The following is an 18,098-nucleotide window of genomic DNA, read 5'->3' as shown; positions in this document are numbered from 1 at the left end:
GTGAGTGCCGTGCGCGTGAGCATCGCCCTGTTCACCGCGGATCTGCGGGTGCACGACAACCCGGTGCTGGACGGCGCGCTGCGGGAGGCGGAGAGCGTGGTGCCCCTGTTCGTCGTCGATTCCGGGATACGGGAAGCAGGTTTCGTCGTGCCCAATCGGGCGGCCTTTCTCGCCGACTGCCTCGCCGATCTCGACGCGGCGCTGCGGGCGCGCGGCGGACGGCTGGTGGTCCGGCGCGGCGAGGTGGTCCGGGAGACCTGCCGGGTGGCGGCGCGCGTCGGGGCCGGGACGGTGCATATGGCGGGCGGGGTGAGTGGCTACGCGGCGCGGCGCGAGGAGCGGCTGCGGGCGGCGCTGGCGGACGAGCGGCGAGAGCTGCGGGTGCACGACGGCGCGATGACGGTGGTCGCGCCCGGTGTGCTCGTCCCCTCGGGCAGCGGCGGCGGGATGTCCGGCGCGGGCCGGCGCAAGGATCACTTCGCGGTGTTCACCCCCTACTACCGCCGATGGCGCGGCGAGCCCTGGCGCGCCCGGCTCCCCGCGCCGCGCGCGGTGCGCGTGCCCGCCGTCCGTTCCGCCGCCCTGCCCACCGCGGCGTCCCTGGCGCCGGGCGCGGCCTCCCCCGATCTGCCCGCCGGGGGTGAGACGGCGGCCCGTCGCAGGCTGCGGCTCTGGGTGGCGGGCGCGCTGGCGGACTATGCCGAACGGCAGGACGACCTCGCCGGGGACGCCACCTCCCGGCTCTCCCCTTATCTGCACTTCGGCTGTCTGTCGCCGGTGGAGGTGGCCTGCCGGGCGCTGGAAGCGGGCGGGCCGGGTGCCGAGGCCTTCGTACGCCAGCTGGCCTGGCGGGACTTCCACCACCAGGTCCTGGCCGCGCGCCCGGACGCCGCCCACCGCGACTACCGCCCGCGGCACGACCGCTGGCGCCATGACGCGGACGAGGTCGCCGCCTGGTGCGCGGGGCTGACCGGCTGTCCGGTCGTGGACGCGGCGATGCGCCAGCTGGAGCGGGAGGGCTGGATGCCGGGCCGGGCGCGGCTGCTGGCGGCGAGCTTCCTGGCGAAGACCCTTTACATCGACTGGCGCACCGGGGCCCGGCACTTCCTCGCGCTGCTGGTGGACGGCGATATCGCGAACAACCAGCTCAACTGGCAGTGGGTGGCCGGCACCGGCACCGACACCCGCCCGGGCAGGATTCTCAACCCGCTGGCCCAGGCGCTGCGCCACGACCCCGAAGGGGATTACGTGCGCCGCTGGGTGCCCGAACTCGCCGCCGTCCAGGGCCCGGCCGTGCACCGCCCCTGGCGGCTGCCCGGCCCGGAGCGCGCGGCCCTGGCCTACCCCGAGCCGATCGTGGACCTCGCCGGGGCGGCGGCCCGCTTCAGGCGGTGCCGCGGCTGATCCGCGTCCGCATCCGCTCTCGCCAGCGCCGCGTTCAGGGTTCCCGGGCCGCGCGTACGCCGTCGAAGCCGACGGGCAGGTGGCGCGGGCCGCGCAGCACCGCGTTCCGGCGGTACGGGGGCGGGTCCTCCAGCAGCCGGGGGTTCTCCAGCCGGCGGGCGAGCTCGGCCAGCGCGAGCTGCCCCTCCAGCCGGGCCAGCGGCGCGCCGTAGCAGATGTGGATGCCGCTGCCGAAGCCCAGGTGCTGGTTGTCCTTGCGGTCCGGGTCGAACCGGTCGGGGTCGGGGAAGCGCCGCGGGTCGCGGTTGCCGGAGGCCAGGAGCAGCCAGACGGCCGCGCCCTTGGGGATGGTGACGCCCGCGATGTCGATGTCGGTGAGCGGGGTGCGCTGCGGCAGCATCTGGACCGGGGGCTCGTAGCGCAGCACCTCCTCCACCAGCGGGACGGCCAGGTGCGGGTCGTCGTGCAGCCGCTTGAGGACGTCCTGGTGGCGCAGCAGGGTCAGCATCCCGTTGGTGATCAGGTTGACGGTCGTCTCGTGCCCGGCGATCAGCAGCAGCACGGCGGTGCTGACCAGTTCGCCGTGGCTCATCCGGCCGTCCGGGCCGTCGCCGTGGACGAGGGAGGAGAGCATGTCCTCGCCCGGTGCGCGGCGGCGCTCCTCCACCAGCTCGGACATGTACGTGCTCAGTTCGGTACGGGCCTGCCGGACGGCCCGGCGCCGCTCGGCGATATCGGCGTCCGCGGCGGGGTCGAGGCTGGTGAGCAGGGTGTCGGTCCAGGCGTGGAAGAGCGGCTCGTCCGCGCGGGGCACCCCCAGCAGCCGGCAGATCACGGTCACCGGGAAGGGGTATGCGAAGTCGTCGACCAGGTCGACCCGGTCCCGGTCCTGGAAGCCGTCGATGAGGTCGGAGACGATCCGGGCGAGCTCGCCGCGCATGTCGTGGATTCGCCGCGGGGTGTGCGGCGGTCCGAAGGGGTATGTCGCGATCCGGCGCAGCCGGTCGTGCTCGGGCGGGTCGAGCCGCAGAAAGCTCGGCGGCAGGCTCGGGTCGTCCGCCTCGTCGGCGACGGCGAGCGCGGCGGCGGCTTCCGGGTCGAGGTTGCGGGGGTCGGAGCTGAGCCGGGGGTCGTGCAGCAGGCCGTGGATCTCCCAGTACGTGCTGACGAAATACGGGCCGCCCTCGTCCCGCAGCACGGGCGTCTTCCGCAGCTCGGCGTAAAGGGGGTAGGGGTCGGCGCGGTTGGCGTGGTCGGTGATCTTCCGCAGATACGTGCCGTGCGTCATGACGGAGTGTCCTTCCGGGGAGCGGGGCCCCTGGGCCCGGGCGGGGGCGAAGACGATCCGCCGGTCGGTCGGCGAGTAGCCGCTGAGGGTCACGGTCGGCAGGGAGGGGTCGGGGACGTCGGCGGGGACCGGGCGCAGCCCGCGTCGGGCCGCCGGTCCACCAAGCGGTGGGACGGCGGGGCCTTCTCAGCATGGGGGCGGCGGGCCGCCGCCGCGCGCACAGCGGGCCGAAGGGGTGGTTACGGCGCGCGGTCGGCGAGGAACGGCAGCAGGCAGATCGCCGTGCGCGGGCCGACGGTCACTGCACGGTCCGCGCCGGTGGCCGCGGTCAGGACAGCAGCAGGACGGCGCCGGTGGCGGCCATGACGGCGGTGGTGCCGCCGTGGACTCCGTAGTACGCCTTGGCGGGTCCGCCGCTGAGCTTGGTGATGGTCGCGTCTCCGAGCGTGACGAGCGAGCCGGCCAGCATCATCCAGCCGTGCAGGTGCGTGCCCGCGCCGAGCAGCGCGATCAGCATGAAGACGCCGAAGCCGATGTCGCGGACGGCCAGGACGGACAACCAGGCGCGGAAGGTGGGGTCCTCGGTGCGGGTGCCGGGGATTCCGAAGTCTGCCGCGGCCCGCGGGGACCACAGGAGGCGGGCGCCGATGAGGATGATCCCGACGGCGATCGCCCAGGTGATGACGGTGGCGGCGGTGGTGGCGGCAGTAGGCATGGCGGGTGCTCTCTTCGTCTCCTGGCGCCGACCCCATGTCGAGCGGCGCTCAATCTTCTAGCAATGCTAGACGAGCGGTGGTCCGTTGTCTAGCGGCGCTAGAATTCCTCTCATGGGCGTCCGCCGCGAAAGCGGTGAGGTTCCGCCGTACCAGCCCGTCACCGGGCCGCGCCCAGAGAGCTCAGTGCCGGCCGGACACCGTGTCCGCCAGCCGCGCGAAGGCCGAGGTGCGCTCGTGGCGGGTGCTGCCCTCGCTCAGGTCGGCGATCCGGTAGAGGCCGTACATCGCGTAGGAGCCCAGCCAGCGCAGGGGCTCCGGTTCCCAGCGCGGGGAGGTCCGGCCCGACCAGGGCAGGCGGGTGTAGCGGGTGTCCTTGCCGGCCACGAGGTCGGCGAGGGTGCGGCCGGCCAGATACGCCGCCGTCACGCCCTGCCCGACGTAGCCCCCGGCGTGGCCGAGGCCCGACGCCGGGTCCCAGACCACCGAGGGGGACCAGTCGCGCGGTACGCCCAGCGAACCGCACCACGCGTGGGCGAGCTCGAACCGCACGCCGGGCCACAGGCCGTGCAGGACCCCCGCCAGCTGGCCGATGGTCCAGCGGTCGAGCCGGCCGTCGCGGTCGACGCGGGAGCCGAAGCGGTACGGGAGGCCGCGGCCGCCCAGGGCGATCCGGCCGTCGGCGGTGCGCTGGGCGTAGAAGTAGGTGTGCTGGGCGCCGGAAAGGGCCTCACAGCCGGCCCAGCCGATGTTCTTCCAGTCCGCTTCGGACAGCGGCTCGGTGATGACCATCGAGCTGTTCATGGGCAGCAGGTCGCGGCGGCGGCCGGGCAGCCGCGCGGTGTACCCCTCGGTCGCGCGCAGGATGTGGCGGGCGGTCACAGTGCCGTCGGCGGTGCGCACCTGCCCGGGGCGGATGTCCAGCGCCGGGGTGCGCTCGGCGATCCGGACCCCGGCGGCCTCGACGGCCGAGGCGAGGCCGGTGACCAGCTTCCCGGGGTGCAGCCGCACGTTGTGCGGGCTGTACAGGGCGCCGAGTACTCCGTCGATACTGATCCGGTCCGCCGCCTCGGCCGCGGACAGCAGGCGTACGTCGTCCTCGGTCATGCCCCAGTCGCGCTCGGCGGCCACGGCCGCCCGGAGCCGGGCCAGTTCGGAGGGGGTGCGGCCGATGGTCAGATAGCCGCCGTGCGCGGCGTCCACGTCCACGTCGTGATCGGCCATGATCCCGAGGATTTCGCCGAACGCGTCGACCGCCGCGCGCCGCAGTTCGAGCACCGCCTGCCGGCCCCCGGGGCCCTCGGCCAGGTGGCGGGAGAGCCCGATCATCTTGCCGGAGAGCCAGCCGCCGTTGCGGCCGGAGGCGCCGTAGCCCACGTGGCGCGCCTCGACGACGAGGATCGAGGCGTCGGGCAGCGCCTGGCGCAGCCAGTAGGCGGTCCACAGCCCGGTGTATCCGGCGCCGACGACGCAGATGTCGACCGTGGTGTCCCCGTCCAGCGGCGGGCGCTCGGGGCGTGCGGAGTCGGCCGTGTCCTGCATCCAGTAGGAGACCTGACCGTTGATCACGTCAATTGTCCTTAACGAGACGTCACTTGTCGGGGACCACGGCGGCCACGGCCGGGTCCCAGGTGGCGAAGCCGGTGTCGCCGACGCGCAGCCCGGAGGCGGTGCCGGGGCCCTCCCGGACCAGCCCGGTGGAGCCGCCGGGCAGTTCGACGGTCAGCTTGCGCGAGTGGCCCAGATAGGTCTCGTCGCGCACGGTGACCGGCACCCCGGCCCGGCCCGGGGCCGGCTCCTCGGCCGACAGCCGCAGCCGCTCGGGGCGGACCACCACCACGGCGTCGCCGTGCACCGCGTGCCCGTCCGGGAGCGGGATGCCGTACGCGCCCGCGTGCAGCCGCTTGGGGTCGTCGGGGTGGACGACGCCGCGCAGCAGCGTGGACTCGCCCAGGAACTGGGCGACGAACAGCGACTCGGGCCGCTCGTACAGCTGCTGGGCCGTGCCGACCTGCACGATCCGCCCGTCGTCGTAGACGGCGATGCGGTCCGAGAGGGTGAGCGCTTCCTCCTGGTCGTGGGTGACGTAGAGGAAGGTCGTGCCGACCTTGCGGTGGATCTCGCGGATCTCCTCCTGCAGGGCCTCGCGGAGCTTCTTGTCCAGCGCGCCCAGCGGCTCGTCCATCAGCAGCACCGGCGGCCGGTAGACGATGGCCCGGGCGAAGGCGACGCGCTGCTGCTGGCCACCGGAGAGCTGGGCGGGGCGGCGCCGCTCGAACCCCTCCAGCTGTACGGTCCGCACCGCCGCGCGCACCAGCTCGCGGCGCTGGGCCCTCGGCAACTTCCGCTGCCGCAGCGGGAACTCGATGTTGTCCCACACGCTCAGGTGCGGGAACAGCGCGTACCCCTGGAAGACCATGCCCATCTCGCGCCGGTGCGGGGGCACTGAGTTCAGCGGTTTGGCGTCGACCAGGATGTCGCCCGAGGTCGGCGGGACAAACCCGGCGATCATGTTGAGCGTGGTCGTCTTGCCCGAGCCGCTGGGGCCCAGGAACGTCATGAACTCGCCCGGCTCGATGGTCAGATCCACGCCGCGCACGGCCCGGCTGGACCCGTACGTCTTGGTCAGGCCGCGCAGTTCGATGGCGGCCCCGCTGCGCTTGAGGTCGGCCGACGTGAGATCGGCCGACGTGAGGTCGGCGGCCCCGCCGCGCTTGAGGTCAGCTGACACGTCGCCTCCGGGATTGTGCGAGCAGCGCGATCGCGATCAGCGCGCTGGTGAAGCAGATGATGAGGGTGGCCGCGGCGGCGATGGTGGGATCGACGTCGCGCTGGATGCTGCTGTACATCCGCACCGGCAGGGTCTCCAGATAGGGGCTGGAGATGAACATGGACACCACGACCTCGTCGAAGGAGGTCACGAAGGCGAACATGAACCCGGACAGCAGACCGGGCGCGATCACCGGCAGGGTGACGCTGACGAAGGCGCGCCCCCGGCTCGCCCCGCAGATCGCCGCCGCGCGCTCCAGGGTGGTGTCGAACCGCGACAGCACCGAGGACACCGGGATGATCACGAACGGCAGGGCCAGCACGGTGTGCGCGATCAGGAACCCGGTGAACGTCCCCACCAGCCGCAGCTCCAGGAACAGGGCGTAGACGCCCACCGCGAAGACGACCGTGGGCACCAGCATCGGGGCGATCAGCAGCGCGCCCGCAGCCCCGCGGCCCCGGAACCGGCCGCGGGTCAGGGCGTAGCTCGCGGCCGTGCCCGCCACCGTGGCCACCACCCCGACGAGGGCGGCGATCTGCAGCGAGTTCAGCAGATCGGCCACCCAGCGGCTGTCCGAGAAGAAGGTCTCGTACCACCGCAGGGACCAGCGCTCGGGCGGAAAGGCCAGCGAGCGCTGTCCGGTGAAGCTGAGCGGGATCACCACCAGGGTCGGGGCGACCAGCCACAGCGCGACCAGCGCGCCGAAGATCTTCAGGGGGATGCGCCTGCTCACAGCTCCAGACCTCCCGTGACCTGGGCCGACTTACCGGTCACCCGCTTGGACACCCAGGCGGTCACCGCGAGCAGCACGCCGGCGGTGAGCAGCAGCGCCACCGCGAGCGCCCCGCCGCGGCCCCAGTTCAGCAACTCGCTGATCTGCGTGTACAGCGCGTTGGGCAGCAGCTCCTGGCGGGGCGAGCCGAGGACGGCGGGGGTGATGTAGAAGCCGAGCGAGAGGATGAACACCATCAGCGACCCGGCGAACACCCCGGGCAGCGACAGCGGGACGAAGACCCGCCAGAACGCCTTCCAGGGCGGTGCGCCGCAGATCATTCCGGCCTGCACCACCCGCCGGTCGATCGAGCGCATCGCGTTGAACAGCGGCAGCACCATGAACGGCATCAGGATCTGGCACATGCCGATCAGCACGCCCGTGGTGGTCCCGAGCAGCCGCGTCCTGCCCAGGCCCAGGGCGTCGAGGACGGTGTTGAGCACGCCGTGGTCCTGCAGGATGATCACCCAGGCGAACACGCGCACCATCAGGCTGGTCCAGAACGGCATCAGCACGGCCAGCATCAGCAGCCCGCGCAGCGCCGGTCCGCACACCGTCATCAGATACGCGTACGGATAGCCGAGCACCAGGGTGATCAGCGTGGCCACGGCGGCGACGGCCAGGGTGCGGCCCAGCACCTCGAGCGAGGTGGCGTCGTGCAGCAGCCAGGAGAAGTTCTGCAGCCCCGGCTCCGGCTGGGTGACGCTGCGCACCACGATCGTGGCGACCGGGTAGCCGAAGCCGGCCAGCACCAGCAGCACCGTCGGACCGAGCAGCAGCCAGCGCCGGGAGCCCGGGGCCCGCTCCGTGGCGGCGGAGCGGCCCCGGGCGGGCCCGGCCTGCCGGTCGGCGGGGCCGGGCGTGGTACCGGGGGAGAGCGCTGTCATCGGTTCAGCCAGTCGGTCCAGGCCGTGGACAGCTTGTCCCGGTTCTGTCCCCAGTAGGTGAAGTCCGGGGTGATGGACTGGTTGAGCACCTTCTCCTGCGTCGGGTCGAGCTTCTGGGCCTGCGGGGACAGCGCGGGCTTGGAGTTGACGTTGACCGGCGCGTAGCTGGTGTACTCCGACTGCCTGGTCTGCTGCTGCGCGCCGAGCGCGTAGTTGATCAGGCCCATCGCGGCCTTGGTGTTCTTCGAGCCCTTCGGCACGGCGAACACGTCGTACAGGATGAAGCTGTTGTTCCACACCGGGCGGAAGTTCGCGCCGTTCGCATTGGCCTCGTAGATGCGGCCGCTCCAGGCCATCACCATGTCCGCCTCGCCGGACTGCACGATCTGGGTCTGCTGGGCGCCGGTCTTCCAGTACGTGAGGTCGGACTTGATGCCGTCCCATTTGCGCAGCGCCCGCTTGGTGTCCAGCGGATACAGCTTGCTCGGGCCCACGCCGTCGGCCAGCAGGGCGGCCTCGAAGATGCCCGGGGTGGGGGTCGGGCGGCCGTCGACGGCCCGCTTGCCCGGGAACTTCTCGGTGTCGAAGAAGTCCGCCCAGGTCGTGGGCGGGTTGTCCCCGTATTTGTCCGCGTTGTAGTACAGGCCGTACCCGTAGATCAGCGAGGGGACCATACAGGGGGACTCGGGCGTCTGGTCCGGCAGCTGGCTGGTGTTGATGATCTTGTAGTCCAGCTTCTGGTACAGCGTCTCGCAGTTGGCCGCGGCGTCCCACGGGGTGGTGTCCACCACGTCCCACAGCACGTTCTTGGAGTTCACCTGCGCCTTGACCTTGGCGGGGTCGGTGGGGCCGTCGGTGAGCACATCGGCGCCGGAGTCCTTGGCGAACGGTTTGACGAACGCGCCCTCCTGGCCGTCCTGCATACCCCCGCCGTAGGACACATAGGTCATCCGGACACCCTTGAGCGCGTCCTTCTTGACCGTGCCGGCCGGCTGGCCGACGAGATCGGCCGAGTCCGCGTCCTTGCCGGGTCCCCCCTGGGCGCAGCCGGCCGTGAGCAGCACACCGACGGTCGCGAGGGCGGTCCCGGCCAGCGCGGGCCGCCGGGTCCGGGCGGAGCGGGACGTCCGGGTGCGGGGGGAGGCTCCGGAGAGTGGGGATCGGGGGGACATCTGCTACTCCTTGTCGCCGGGCTGTATGGGGCCCAGCACCCAGTGGACGACGGACAGGGCATCGGTCTCGTTGACGATGCGGTGCGGCTGCCTGGAGTCGAAGTCCAGGCTGTCTCCCTCGCCGAGTACGAAGCGCTCGGTGTCGAGCTCCACGGTCACCTGGTTGGTCAGCACCACGACCACCTCGTGCCACCCGGGGTGGCTGTACTGCTCGTCCCCGGTCGAGCCCCCCGGCGCGAACTCGGCCTCGTACACCCCGAACCCGGACAGCGGCTCTCGGGTGAGCGAGGTCTTGCGCCCGCCGCCGACCCAGTCGAGCACCGGCCGGTCCTGGGCGCGCAGGGGCGTGGGGCCGATGGCCGAGGTGTCGAACAGCTCGGCCATGGTGATGCCGAGGGCGGAGGCGATGCGCGCCAGCGTCGAGATGGAGGCGCTGCTGCGCCCGCGCTCGAGCTGGCTGAGGAAGCTCCCGCTGACGTCGCTGCGCTCCGCGAGGGCGCGCAGCGACATCCGGCGCAGGCGCCGGAACGCGTGCACCCGTCTGCCGACGTCCGACTCGGGACGCTCGGCGGGCGGTTCGGGGGCGGATTTCGGTTCGGCGGACACTTGAGCTCCGGGCGGGGTGGGAAGCGGAAGTGATCGACGGAGAGTGAGTGGAAAGCACGATGACACGCGCCAAGGGGCACGACAAGGGATACTTAACAAACCCGCGAATGTGTGAAGTAACCGTGAAGCAGCCGTAGTTGCGACGGACGAAGCGGGCATCGGGATGATCGGGGCGCGGGCGGCCGCCGCCGGGCCTTGCCTGCCCCGCGCACCCGGCGCAAGCTGGAGTCATGAGCGCCCAGGCGGCCCCCACGCTCATCACATCCGTGCAGCGGGCCCTCCGCCTGCTGGAGGCCGTCGGCGCGCACGAGGGCGGCGCGCCGGCGAAACAGCTCGCACGCGAGGTGGGGCTGCCCCTGGCCACCACCTACCACCTTCTGCGCACGCTGTGTCACGACGGGTACGCGCGCAAGCTCGGCGACGGCGGTTTCGTCATCGGGGAGAAGGTCGACGCCCTGAGCACCGGAAGCCGCGACCAGACGCTGCTGACCCGCGTGCGCCCCACGCTCACCGCGCTGCGGGACGACCTGGCGGTCGCCGCGTATCTGACCTTCTACGAGGACGGCGAGATCAGGGTCGCCGACATCGTCGACAGCCCGCGGGCGCCGCGGGGCGACCTCTGGGTGGGGTTCGAGGACGCGGGACACGCCACCGCCCTGGGCAAATGCGTGCTGCGCGAGCTGGACGCCGAGTCCCGCCAGGACTATCTGTCCCGGCACCCGCCGACCGATCTCACCCCCCGGACCATCACCCGCCCGGACGTACTGCTCAGGTGGCTCGACACCGCCCCGGCCGGCGTGCCCGTCCTCGACCGCGAGGAGTACGCGCTCGGCACGGTCTGTCTCGCGGTGCCCGTCTACAGCGGGGAGACGATCGGCTCGCTCGGGGTCTCGCTGCAGGTGGCCCCGTCCTCGCGCCTGGGGTCCTCGCGCGTCGGGGCCTCGCTCCTCGCGTCCTCGCGCCTGGGGGAGATCCAGGACCGGCTGATCCCGGCGGGAAAGCGTGTGACCAGGGGTCTTTCGCTCACCGTCTGAAATTCACTATCTGAAATGCGGCCTCTTGTGGCACCGCCCGGCCTGCTGTTGTCTAGGGATACGGACATCACGGGCATCGCGGACATCCAGGTGTGCGTGTCTGCCACGAGCGGAGAGAGTTCAGACCCGAGATATGAGCCAGGCCCGAGACCATCACCATGGCCATCGGCCCCAACGGCAGCCCACCCGGCGGCCGGACCCCGCATCCCTGGTCGCTTCCCTGGACCAGTCCCGCTGCGGGGCGTACATCGCGGTCGTGGTGACCGCGGTGACCACCTCCCTGGTCGCGCTGCTCGTCCTGCTCGGCGACGCCGGGATGAGCTGGCTTCCGCTGCTCGCCGTGGGCCCCGCCCTGGCCGCCGCCACCTGCCGGCCCTGGGGCGTGCTGCGCATCGGCATCCTCGCCACGGGGCTGGGCGCGGTCCTCGGCACCCAGACCGGTGAGCCGGTCCGCCAGCTGGCGGTCACGCTGGCCGCGCTGGCCGCCGTCACCCTGGCGAGCGCGCTGGCCAGCCTGTTGCGCGGGCGCCGCGAGCGGGTGCTGGCGGCCGTCCGCTCGGTCGCCGAGACCGCCCAGAACGCGCTGCTGCGGCCGGTGCCCGCGACGGTCGGCCCGTTCCAGGTGGCCGTGCGCTACAGCGCCGCCGCCGCGGAGGCCCGGATCGGCGGCGACCTGTACGCGCTGGTGCCCACCCCGTACGGCGTCCGGCTGATCGTCGGCGATGTGCGCGGCAAGGGGCTGCCCGCGGTCGGCACCACCGCGCTGGTGCTGGGCGTCTTCCGCGAGGCCGCGTACGACGAGCCCGACCTGCTGGACGTCGTCGAACGGATCGAGCGCAGCCTGGCCCGCAACCTCGGCTCCGACGACTTCGTCACCGCCGTGATCGCCGGATACCCGCAGCCGGGCCGGATGGAGGTCGTCAACTGCGGCCACGCCCCTCCGCTGCTGGTCAACCGTACGGCCGTCACGGCCGTCGAGCCGATCCACCCGGCCCCGCCGCTGGGCCTGCGCACCCTCGTCATCCGCCGCCCGAGCCTGCAGGTGCTGCCCTTCGCCGACGGCGACCAGCTGCTGCTGTACACCGACGGGGTCACCGAGGCGCGCGACGGCGGCCGGGCGTTCTACCCGCTCGCCGAGCGGGTGGCCCGGCACGCCTGCGACGAGCCGTCCCGCACCCTGGCTGCCCTCCACGCCGACCTGCTGGCACACGTCGGCGGCCGGCTCCACGACGACGCGGCGCTGCTGCTGCTCCGCAAGCCGGCCGCCGCGGGCCCGGCCGCCGACGCCGCGCCCGTGGCCGCCGACCCGACGACGAACGCGACCTGAAGCGTTCGTCGTCGGGTCGGCCGCCTAGGCCGCCACTAGCGGCGGCACACCCTCACCTCTTTGCTGGGCTGGGGGGCCTGGGTCCACTTGTTGCTGTTGTTCTCCCAGGTGAAGCCGATGCTCGTGAGCCCGAGGCTTATGCCGATCGCGCTCTGGGACTTCCAGGAGTGGCCGTACTTGGAGAACGCCTGGAGGTTCCAGCAGCCGCTCCGGCTGGCCTTGAAGGAGATACCCATGAGGCCCTGGTACCCCTGCATGTCGGTCCTGGTCACGTGCGGGCCCTCGTTGAAGAGGAACCCGGCTCCAGAGGCGCCGGACTTCTCCGCCTGGTCCATCTTCTTCTTGCCGTAGACCCTCCCATTGCCCTGGTAGACAAGAGAGTGCGCAAGGGGGGTGACCTTCTTGCTGAAGCTGATGGCGAACGCGTCGTAGCCCTTGGTGTTGGAGGGGATCTTCTTCCACTTCCAGCCGGCCGCGGCGATGTAGCGGTCCTTCCCACTGGCCTTGTAGATGATCGGCTTCGAGAGCTTGATCTCCTGGTCCGGGTTGCTCAGCGTGCTGAGCTCCGAACCGCCCCCGTCCGCCCGGTCCAGGCAGTAGTCCGCGGCCAGCTTCGCGTCGATCCGCTCCTGCGAGAGACCCTGGCTGTGCAGCTTCTGGATGAGCGCGGTGACCTGCTGGGTCTGTGCCTTGACGTCGTCGGCCGACTTCGAGACACAGCCCCGAGCGGCCGGCGCCCCCGCTGGCGCCGACTGGCCGAAGGCCGTCGACGATGCGCCGACCGGGAGCAGAACCGCCCCCGCCACAGCGGCGCCCACCAGTCGCATCTTCGTGTGCATGTGCTTGTTTCCCCTCGTTCGCGATGGATGGACGAGGTGCGCGGTCCCGCCGCGTTGTCCGGCCGGTGCGACCCCGTCTGACCTCGAGTTTTGCGGTCCTGACGTTGTCTGGCAGGCCCCATTCGCCGCGCTGGACAATTAAGTTGGACCCAGGCGACGACGGGGGAGGGGCAGCAGATGGGGCGTCGGGAGAGCCCGCTGGATCCGAGTGCCGGGCCGGTGGAGCGGTTCGCCCATGAGCTGCGGGCCTTGCGGCAGAGCGCGGGCGGGTTGACCTATCGGGCGATGGCGCGCAGGACGGAGTACTCCACGGCGACCCTGGCCCAGGCGGCCTCCGGCGACCGGCTTCCCTCGCTGCCGGTCGCCCTGGCGTATGTGACCGCGTGCGGCGGGGACCGCGCGGAGTGGGAGCGGCGCTGGCAGCAGGTCACGGACCAGCTGCTGGCCGAGCCGCCCGAGGACGACGACGCCGTCCCGCCGTATCCCGGGCTGCGGCGCTTCCAGCCGGAGGACCGGGAGCGGTTCTTCGGCCGCGACCGGCTCACCGGGGACCTGGTCGCGCTGGTCCGGGCGCGGCGGTTCGCGGCCGTGGTCGGCGCCTCCGGCAGCGGGAAGTCCTCGCTGCTGCGCGCCGGGCTCATCCCGGCCCTGCGGGCGGGGGACGGAGGACCGGCGGGGGACGGGCGGACGGCGGCTCGGGCCGGGAAGGGGCGGCCGGCGGCTCGGGCCGGGGAGGGGCGGCCCGCCGCCCTGCGCATCCTCACCCCGGGGCCGCACCCCGCCCGCAGCCATGCGCACCTCCTCGCCCCGGCCGAGGGCGACGGCGACACGGTGGTGGTGGTCGACCAGTTCGAGGAGACCTTCACCCTGTGCCAGGACCCGGCCGAGCGGGCGGACTTCCTCGACCTGCTGCTGTCCGCCCGCGACCCCGAGCGCCGCTTACGGGTCGTGATCGCCGTCCGCGCGGACTTCTTCGGCCACTGCGCCGGACACCGCGCGCTCGCGGACGCGCTGCGGGACGCCACGCTGCTGGTGGCCCCGATGACCCCGGAGGAGCTGCGCGAGGCCATCGTCCGACCGGCCGCCGCCGAGGGTCTGATCGTCGAGCGCACCCTGACCGCGCGGCTCGTCGAGGAGGTCGCCGACGAGCCCGGCGGGCTGCCGCTGCTGTCCCACGTCCTGCTGGAGACCTGGCGCCGCCGCCGCGGACGCGCGCTGACCATGGCCGCGTACGAGGCCACCGGCGGCATCCACGGAGCCGTCGCCCAGACCGCCGAGGACCTCTACACCCGGCTGCCGCCCGACCAGGCGCGCGCCGCCCGGCGGATTCTGCTGCGGCTGGTCACCCCCGGCGAGGGCGCGCCCGACACCCGCCGCCCGGCGGACCGCGCCGAACTTTGGGCCGGCGGGCCCGGCGAGGCGGCCGCGGTGCTGGAGCGACTGGCCCGCGCGCGCCTGATCACCCTCGACGACGAGGTGGTGAACCTCGCACACGAGGCCCTGATCACCGCCTGGCCCCGGCTGCGCGACTGGATCGACGAGGACCGCCGCCGGCTGCGCGTCCACCGTCAGCTGACCGAGGCCGCCACCGCCTGGGAGCGTCTTGGCCGGGACCCCGGGGCGCTCTACCGGGGCGTACGGCTGGCGGAGGCGGACGAGGCGTTCGGCCCGCCCGAGCGGGCCGCGGACCTCATCCCGGTCGAGGACGCCTTCCTCGCCGAGAGCCGCGCGGGTCTGCGCAAGGAGCGGCGCCGGCTGCGCCAGGTCCTGACCGCGGTCTGTGTGGCGCTGTGTCTCGCCCTGGTGGCCGCCGGCGTCGCCTTCTGGCAGCGGAACACGGCCCTCACCGCACAGGACAGAGCGGTGGCCGCACAACAGGTGGCACAGTCGCGGCAACTGGCCGCCCAGTCCGCGGCCTTGCTGGACAGCGATCCGGACCTGGCCTCCTTGCTGGCGGTCCAGGCCTACCGGACCCGGAAGACCGAGGAATCGACCGCCGGCTTGTACGCGGCCGCCGCGCTGCCGCTGCGGAAACGGCTGACGGGCCACACCGGCGTGGTGACCTCCGTGGCCTTCAGCCCCGACCGCCGCACGCTGGCCACGGCCGGTGAGGACGGCAGGGTGCGGTTGTGGGAGGCGGCCACCGGCGAGCCGCGGTCCACCCTGACGCGCCGCGCCGGCCGGGTGGACGCGCTGGCGTTCAGCCCCGACGGCCGCACGGTGGCCACGGGCGGCGAGGACGGCAGGGTGCGGTTGTGGGAGGCGGCCACCGGCGAGCCGCGGTCCACCCTGACCGGTCACACCGGCCGGGTGGAGGCCCTGGCGTTCAGCCCCGACGGCCGCACGCTGGCGAGCGCCGGCAGCTTCGACGACACCGTACGCCTGTGGGACGCCGCCGCCGGGCGCCGGCGCACCACCCTCACCGGCGAGGCCGGGAACATCAGGTCGCTGGCGTTCAGCCCCGACGGCCGTACGCTCGCCGGCGGCAGCGGCGACGGGACGGTGCGGCTGTGGAATCCGGCCACCGGCCGGACCCGTCACACGCTCGCCGGGCACACCCGCGTCGTCGGTCTGGTCGCGTTCAGTGCGGACGGCCGCACCCTGGCCACCAGCAGCTACGACGGAACGGCGCGCCTGTGGGACGTGGCCGAGGGCACCACCCGCAGGACCTTCCGCGACCACACCGGGCGGATCTGGGCGGGCGCGCTCAGCCCCGACGGCCGCACCCTCGCCACCAGCGACGGACGGCAGACCGTCCGGCTCTGGGACACCTCCACCGGCCGGGTCCGGGCCACCCTCACCGGCCACGCCGACTACGTGCTGTCCATCGCCTTCAGCCCGGACGGCCGCGCGCTGGCCACCGGTGGCCGCGACCGCACGGTGCGGCTGTGGGACCTGGCCAGGGGCAAGACCCGGCTCAGCTTCGGTGGCCACACGGACGGCGTATGGGCGGCATCGCTCAGCCCCGACGGACGCACCCTGGCCACCACGGACCGCGGCGGACCGGCCCGCCTGTGGAACACGAGGACCGGCGAGTCCCGCACGGTGCCCGTCAGCGGCGGCTCGGGCGACGCCGAATCGGTGGCCTTCGCCCCGGACGGCCGGACCCTGGCCGTCGGAACCAGCGACGGGCGCGTGCGGTTCCACGATCTGCGTTCCGGCAGGACCATCGAGCGGTACACCAACCACATCCGCCACAACGTCGACGTGCTGGCGTTCAGCCCGGACGGCCGCATGCTGGCCGTCGGAAGCGACGAGGCGGAGGACGTACAGGTGTGGGACACGGCCTCGGGCCGGGTACGGACCACGCTCGCGGCGTCCAGGCTCGGGGTCAACGCGCTGGCGTTCAGCCCGGACAGCCGGACCCTGGCCATCAGCGGCATCCGGACGGCCGACCGGGTCCGGTTGTGGGACCTGAAGAGGGGCAGGCCCCGGATCACCCTCGACACCAGCGGCACCGGAGCGGTGGCGTTCAGCCCGGACGGCCGGACGCTCGCCACCGGGGATTCCGACGGCACGGCCCGGCTGTGGGACACGGCGGACGGCGACCACCGCGCGACCTTGACCGGACACGTCGACGCGGCCACGTCCGTCGCCTTCAGCACGGACGGGCGCTCTCTCGCCGTCGGCAGCTACGAGGGCGGCGTGCGCGTGTGGGACGTGGCCGGGAGCCGGCTGAGGGCCGCCCTCACCGGCCACACCGGCACCGTGAAGGTGGTGGCGTTCAGCCGCGACGGCCGAACGCTCGCCACGGGCAGTCTGGACGGCACGGCCCGGCTGTGGGACGTCTTCCTGCCCGGTCCCCAGGAGGCCGTCAGCGGCATCTGCGAGGCCGTCCACCGGGACCTCACCCGGCGGGAGCGCTCGGCCCATCTGCCGGACCAGCCGTCCGGCCGGGTGTGCCCGGCGTGAGGGTCCGGCGTCGGAATCAGACCACGCCCTGGGCGGCCATGGCCTCCGCCACCCGCAGATACCCGGCGACGTTCGCGCCCAGGACGTAGTCCTCGGGCGCCCCGTACTCCTCGGCCGTGGCCCGGCACAGCGCGTGGACGTCGGTCATGACGGCGGCGAGCCGGGCCTCGGTCTCCTCGAAGGTCCACCGGTCGCGGGCGGCGTTCTGCCGCATCTCCAGCGCGGAGGTGGCCACTCCGCCGGCGTTGGCGGCCTTGCCGGGGCCGAAGAGCACCCCGGCCTCCCGCAGTGCCTCGACGGCCGCCGGGGTGCAGGGCATGTTCGCGCCCTCGGCCACGGCCAGTACGCCGTTCTTCACCAGCGCGACGGCGTGCTCCTCGGTCAGTTCGTTCTGGGTGGCGCAGGGCAGGGCGATGTCGCACTCCACCTCGAACACCGAGCCCCGGTCGGAGAACACCGCACCGGGCCTGGCCCGGGCGTAGTCGCCGAGCCGCGCCCGGCGGACCTCCTTGACCTCCTTGAGCAGGTCCAGGTCGATCCCGCCCCGGTCGACCACATAGCCGGAGGAGTCGGAGCAGGCCACCACCCGGCCGCCGAGGGCGTGCACCTTCTCGATGGCGTAGACGGCCACATTGCCGGAGCCGGAGACCACCACATCGCAGCCGTCGAACTGGCGGCCGCGGGTGCGCAGCATCTCCTGCGCGAAGTGGACGGTGCCGTATCCGGTGGCCTCGGTGCGCGCGTGCGAGCCGCCCCAGCCGACCCCCTTGCCGGTCAGCACGCCCGCCTCGAAGCGGTTGGTCAACCGCTTGTACTGGCCGAACAGATAGCCGATCTCGCGCCCGCCCACCCCGATGTCCCCGGCCGGCACATCGGTGTGTTCGCCGATGTGGCGGTGGAGTTCGGTCATGAAGGACTGGCAGAAGCGCATGACCTCGCCGTCCGAGCGCCCCTTGGGATCGAAGTCCGCGCCGCCCTTGCCACCGCCGATCGCGAGCCCGGTCAGCGCGTTCTTGAAGATCTGTTCGAAGCCGAGGAACTTGACGATGCCCAGGTTGACGCTGGGGTGGAAGCGCAAGCCTCCCTTGTAGGGGCCGAGGGCGCTGTTGAACTCCACCCGGAAGCCCCGGTTGACGTGGATGTCCCCCAGGTCGTCGACCCAGGGCACCCGGAAGACGATCTGCCGTTCCGGTTCGCACAGCCGCTCCACGATCCGGGCGTCGAGATGGTCCGGATGCGCGCGGAGCACGGGCGCGAGGGTGTGCAGCACCTCGCCCGCGGCCTGGTGGAACTCCGCTTCCCCGGGGTTGCGGCGCACGATCTGCGCGTACACGGACTCGATACGGGCGGTGACGTCCATGGGGTGGCCTTTCT

Annotated in this window: 14 protein-coding genes; 4 read left to right on the top strand and 10 right to left on the bottom strand. The window is 72.9% G+C overall.

The window, feature by feature from the left end; genetic code table 11:
- Positions 1-9 precede the first annotated feature (9 nt).
- Positions 10-1,404 carry a deoxyribodipyrimidine photo-lyase gene (locus ACFZDL_RS33075; RefSeq protein WP_353590267.1) on the top strand — a complete coding sequence of 465 codons (1,395 nt, stop codon included), beginning with the start codon at positions 10-12 and terminating at the stop codon, positions 1,402-1,404.
- Positions 1,405-1,438: 34 nt separating this feature from the next.
- On the opposite strand, the gene ACFZDL_RS33070 is transcribed toward ACFZDL_RS33075, so the two are convergent.
- The 8 genes from ACFZDL_RS33070 to ACFZDL_RS33035 all read right to left on the bottom strand — a co-directional run bounded on the left by ACFZDL_RS33070 (position 1,439) and on the right by ACFZDL_RS33035 (position 9,612).
- The gene (locus tag ACFZDL_RS33070) at positions 1,439-2,692 is read right to left on the bottom strand and encodes a cytochrome P450 (protein ID WP_353590462.1); all 1,254 of its coding nucleotides are present in this window, start codon (positions 2,690-2,692) and stop codon (positions 1,439-1,441) included.
- A gap of 328 nt (positions 2,693-3,020) precedes the next feature.
- A complete protein-coding gene (locus tag ACFZDL_RS33065) occupies positions 3,021-3,407 on the bottom strand; it encodes a DUF4267 domain-containing protein (RefSeq protein ID WP_353590268.1) in 387 nt (128 codons plus the stop codon).
- Positions 3,408-3,588: 181 nt separating this feature from the next.
- Positions 3,589-4,974, bottom strand: a complete 1,386-nt coding sequence (locus ACFZDL_RS33060) for an FAD-binding oxidoreductase (protein WP_353590269.1) — start codon at positions 4,972-4,974, stop codon at positions 3,589-3,591.
- 22 nt (positions 4,975-4,996) lie between these two features.
- Complete coding sequence (locus ACFZDL_RS33055; protein ID WP_353590270.1) at positions 4,997-6,136, bottom strand: ABC transporter ATP-binding protein; 1,140 nt, start codon at positions 6,134-6,136, stop codon at positions 4,997-4,999.
- The gene (locus ACFZDL_RS33050) at positions 6,126-6,908 is read right to left on the bottom strand and encodes an ABC transporter permease (protein ID WP_353590272.1); all 783 of its coding nucleotides are present in this window, start codon (positions 6,906-6,908) and stop codon (positions 6,126-6,128) included. The genes ACFZDL_RS33055 and ACFZDL_RS33050 overlap by 11 nt, the downstream gene beginning before the upstream one ends.
- Positions 6,905-7,834 carry an ABC transporter permease gene (locus tag ACFZDL_RS33045; RefSeq protein ID WP_353590273.1) on the bottom strand — a complete coding sequence of 310 codons (930 nt, stop codon included), beginning with the start codon at positions 7,832-7,834 and terminating at the stop codon, positions 6,905-6,907. Before ACFZDL_RS33045 ends, ACFZDL_RS33050 begins: the two co-directional genes overlap by 4 nt.
- Positions 7,831-9,006, bottom strand: a complete 1,176-nt coding sequence (locus ACFZDL_RS33040; protein WP_353590274.1) for an ABC transporter substrate-binding protein — start codon at positions 9,004-9,006, stop codon at positions 7,831-7,833. The genes ACFZDL_RS33045 and ACFZDL_RS33040 overlap by 4 nt, the downstream gene beginning before the upstream one ends.
- A gap of 3 nt (positions 9,007-9,009) precedes the next feature.
- Entirely contained in the window at positions 9,010-9,612 is a 603-nt protein-coding gene (locus ACFZDL_RS33035; protein ID WP_353590275.1) for a cupin domain-containing protein, read from the bottom strand.
- A gap of 230 nt (positions 9,613-9,842) precedes the next feature.
- Between ACFZDL_RS33035 and ACFZDL_RS33030 the strand changes: the two genes are divergently transcribed.
- Complete coding sequence (locus tag ACFZDL_RS33030) at positions 9,843-10,646, top strand: IclR family transcriptional regulator C-terminal domain-containing protein (protein ID WP_353590276.1); 804 nt, start codon at positions 9,843-9,845, stop codon at positions 10,644-10,646.
- Between the two features lie 133 nt (positions 10,647-10,779).
- The gene (locus ACFZDL_RS33025) at positions 10,780-11,973 is read left to right on the top strand and encodes a PP2C family protein-serine/threonine phosphatase (RefSeq protein WP_353590277.1); all 1,194 of its coding nucleotides are present in this window, start codon (positions 10,780-10,782) and stop codon (positions 11,971-11,973) included.
- Positions 11,974-12,008: 35 nt separating this feature from the next.
- Here the strand turns inward: ACFZDL_RS33025 and ACFZDL_RS33020 are convergent, their stop codons facing one another.
- Entirely contained in the window at positions 12,009-12,812 is an 804-nt protein-coding gene (locus ACFZDL_RS33020) for a hypothetical protein (RefSeq protein ID WP_353590278.1), read from the bottom strand.
- Positions 12,813-12,989: 177 nt separating this feature from the next.
- Between ACFZDL_RS33020 and ACFZDL_RS33015 the strand changes: the two genes are divergently transcribed.
- Entirely contained in the window at positions 12,990-16,724 is a 3,735-nt protein-coding gene (locus ACFZDL_RS33015; RefSeq protein WP_353590279.1) for a hypothetical protein, read from the top strand.
- A 16-nt stretch (positions 16,725-16,740) separates the two neighbouring features.
- On the opposite strand, the gene gdhA is transcribed toward ACFZDL_RS33015, so the two are convergent.
- Positions 16,741-18,084 (bottom strand): NADP-specific glutamate dehydrogenase, encoded by a 1,344-nt coding sequence (gene gdhA / locus ACFZDL_RS33010; RefSeq protein ID WP_353590280.1) that lies wholly within the window; start codon positions 18,082-18,084, stop codon positions 16,741-16,743.
- Positions 18,085-18,098: the final 14 nt, after the last annotated feature.

This window comes from Streptomyces sp. NPDC007917 (genome assembly GCF_042959105.1).
In the GTDB taxonomy this organism is placed as follows: domain Bacteria; phylum Actinomycetota; class Actinomycetes; order Streptomycetales; family Streptomycetaceae; genus Streptomyces.
Note: the sequence above shows the minus strand (reverse complement) of the source record. Positions and strands in the feature narration are given on the sequence as shown.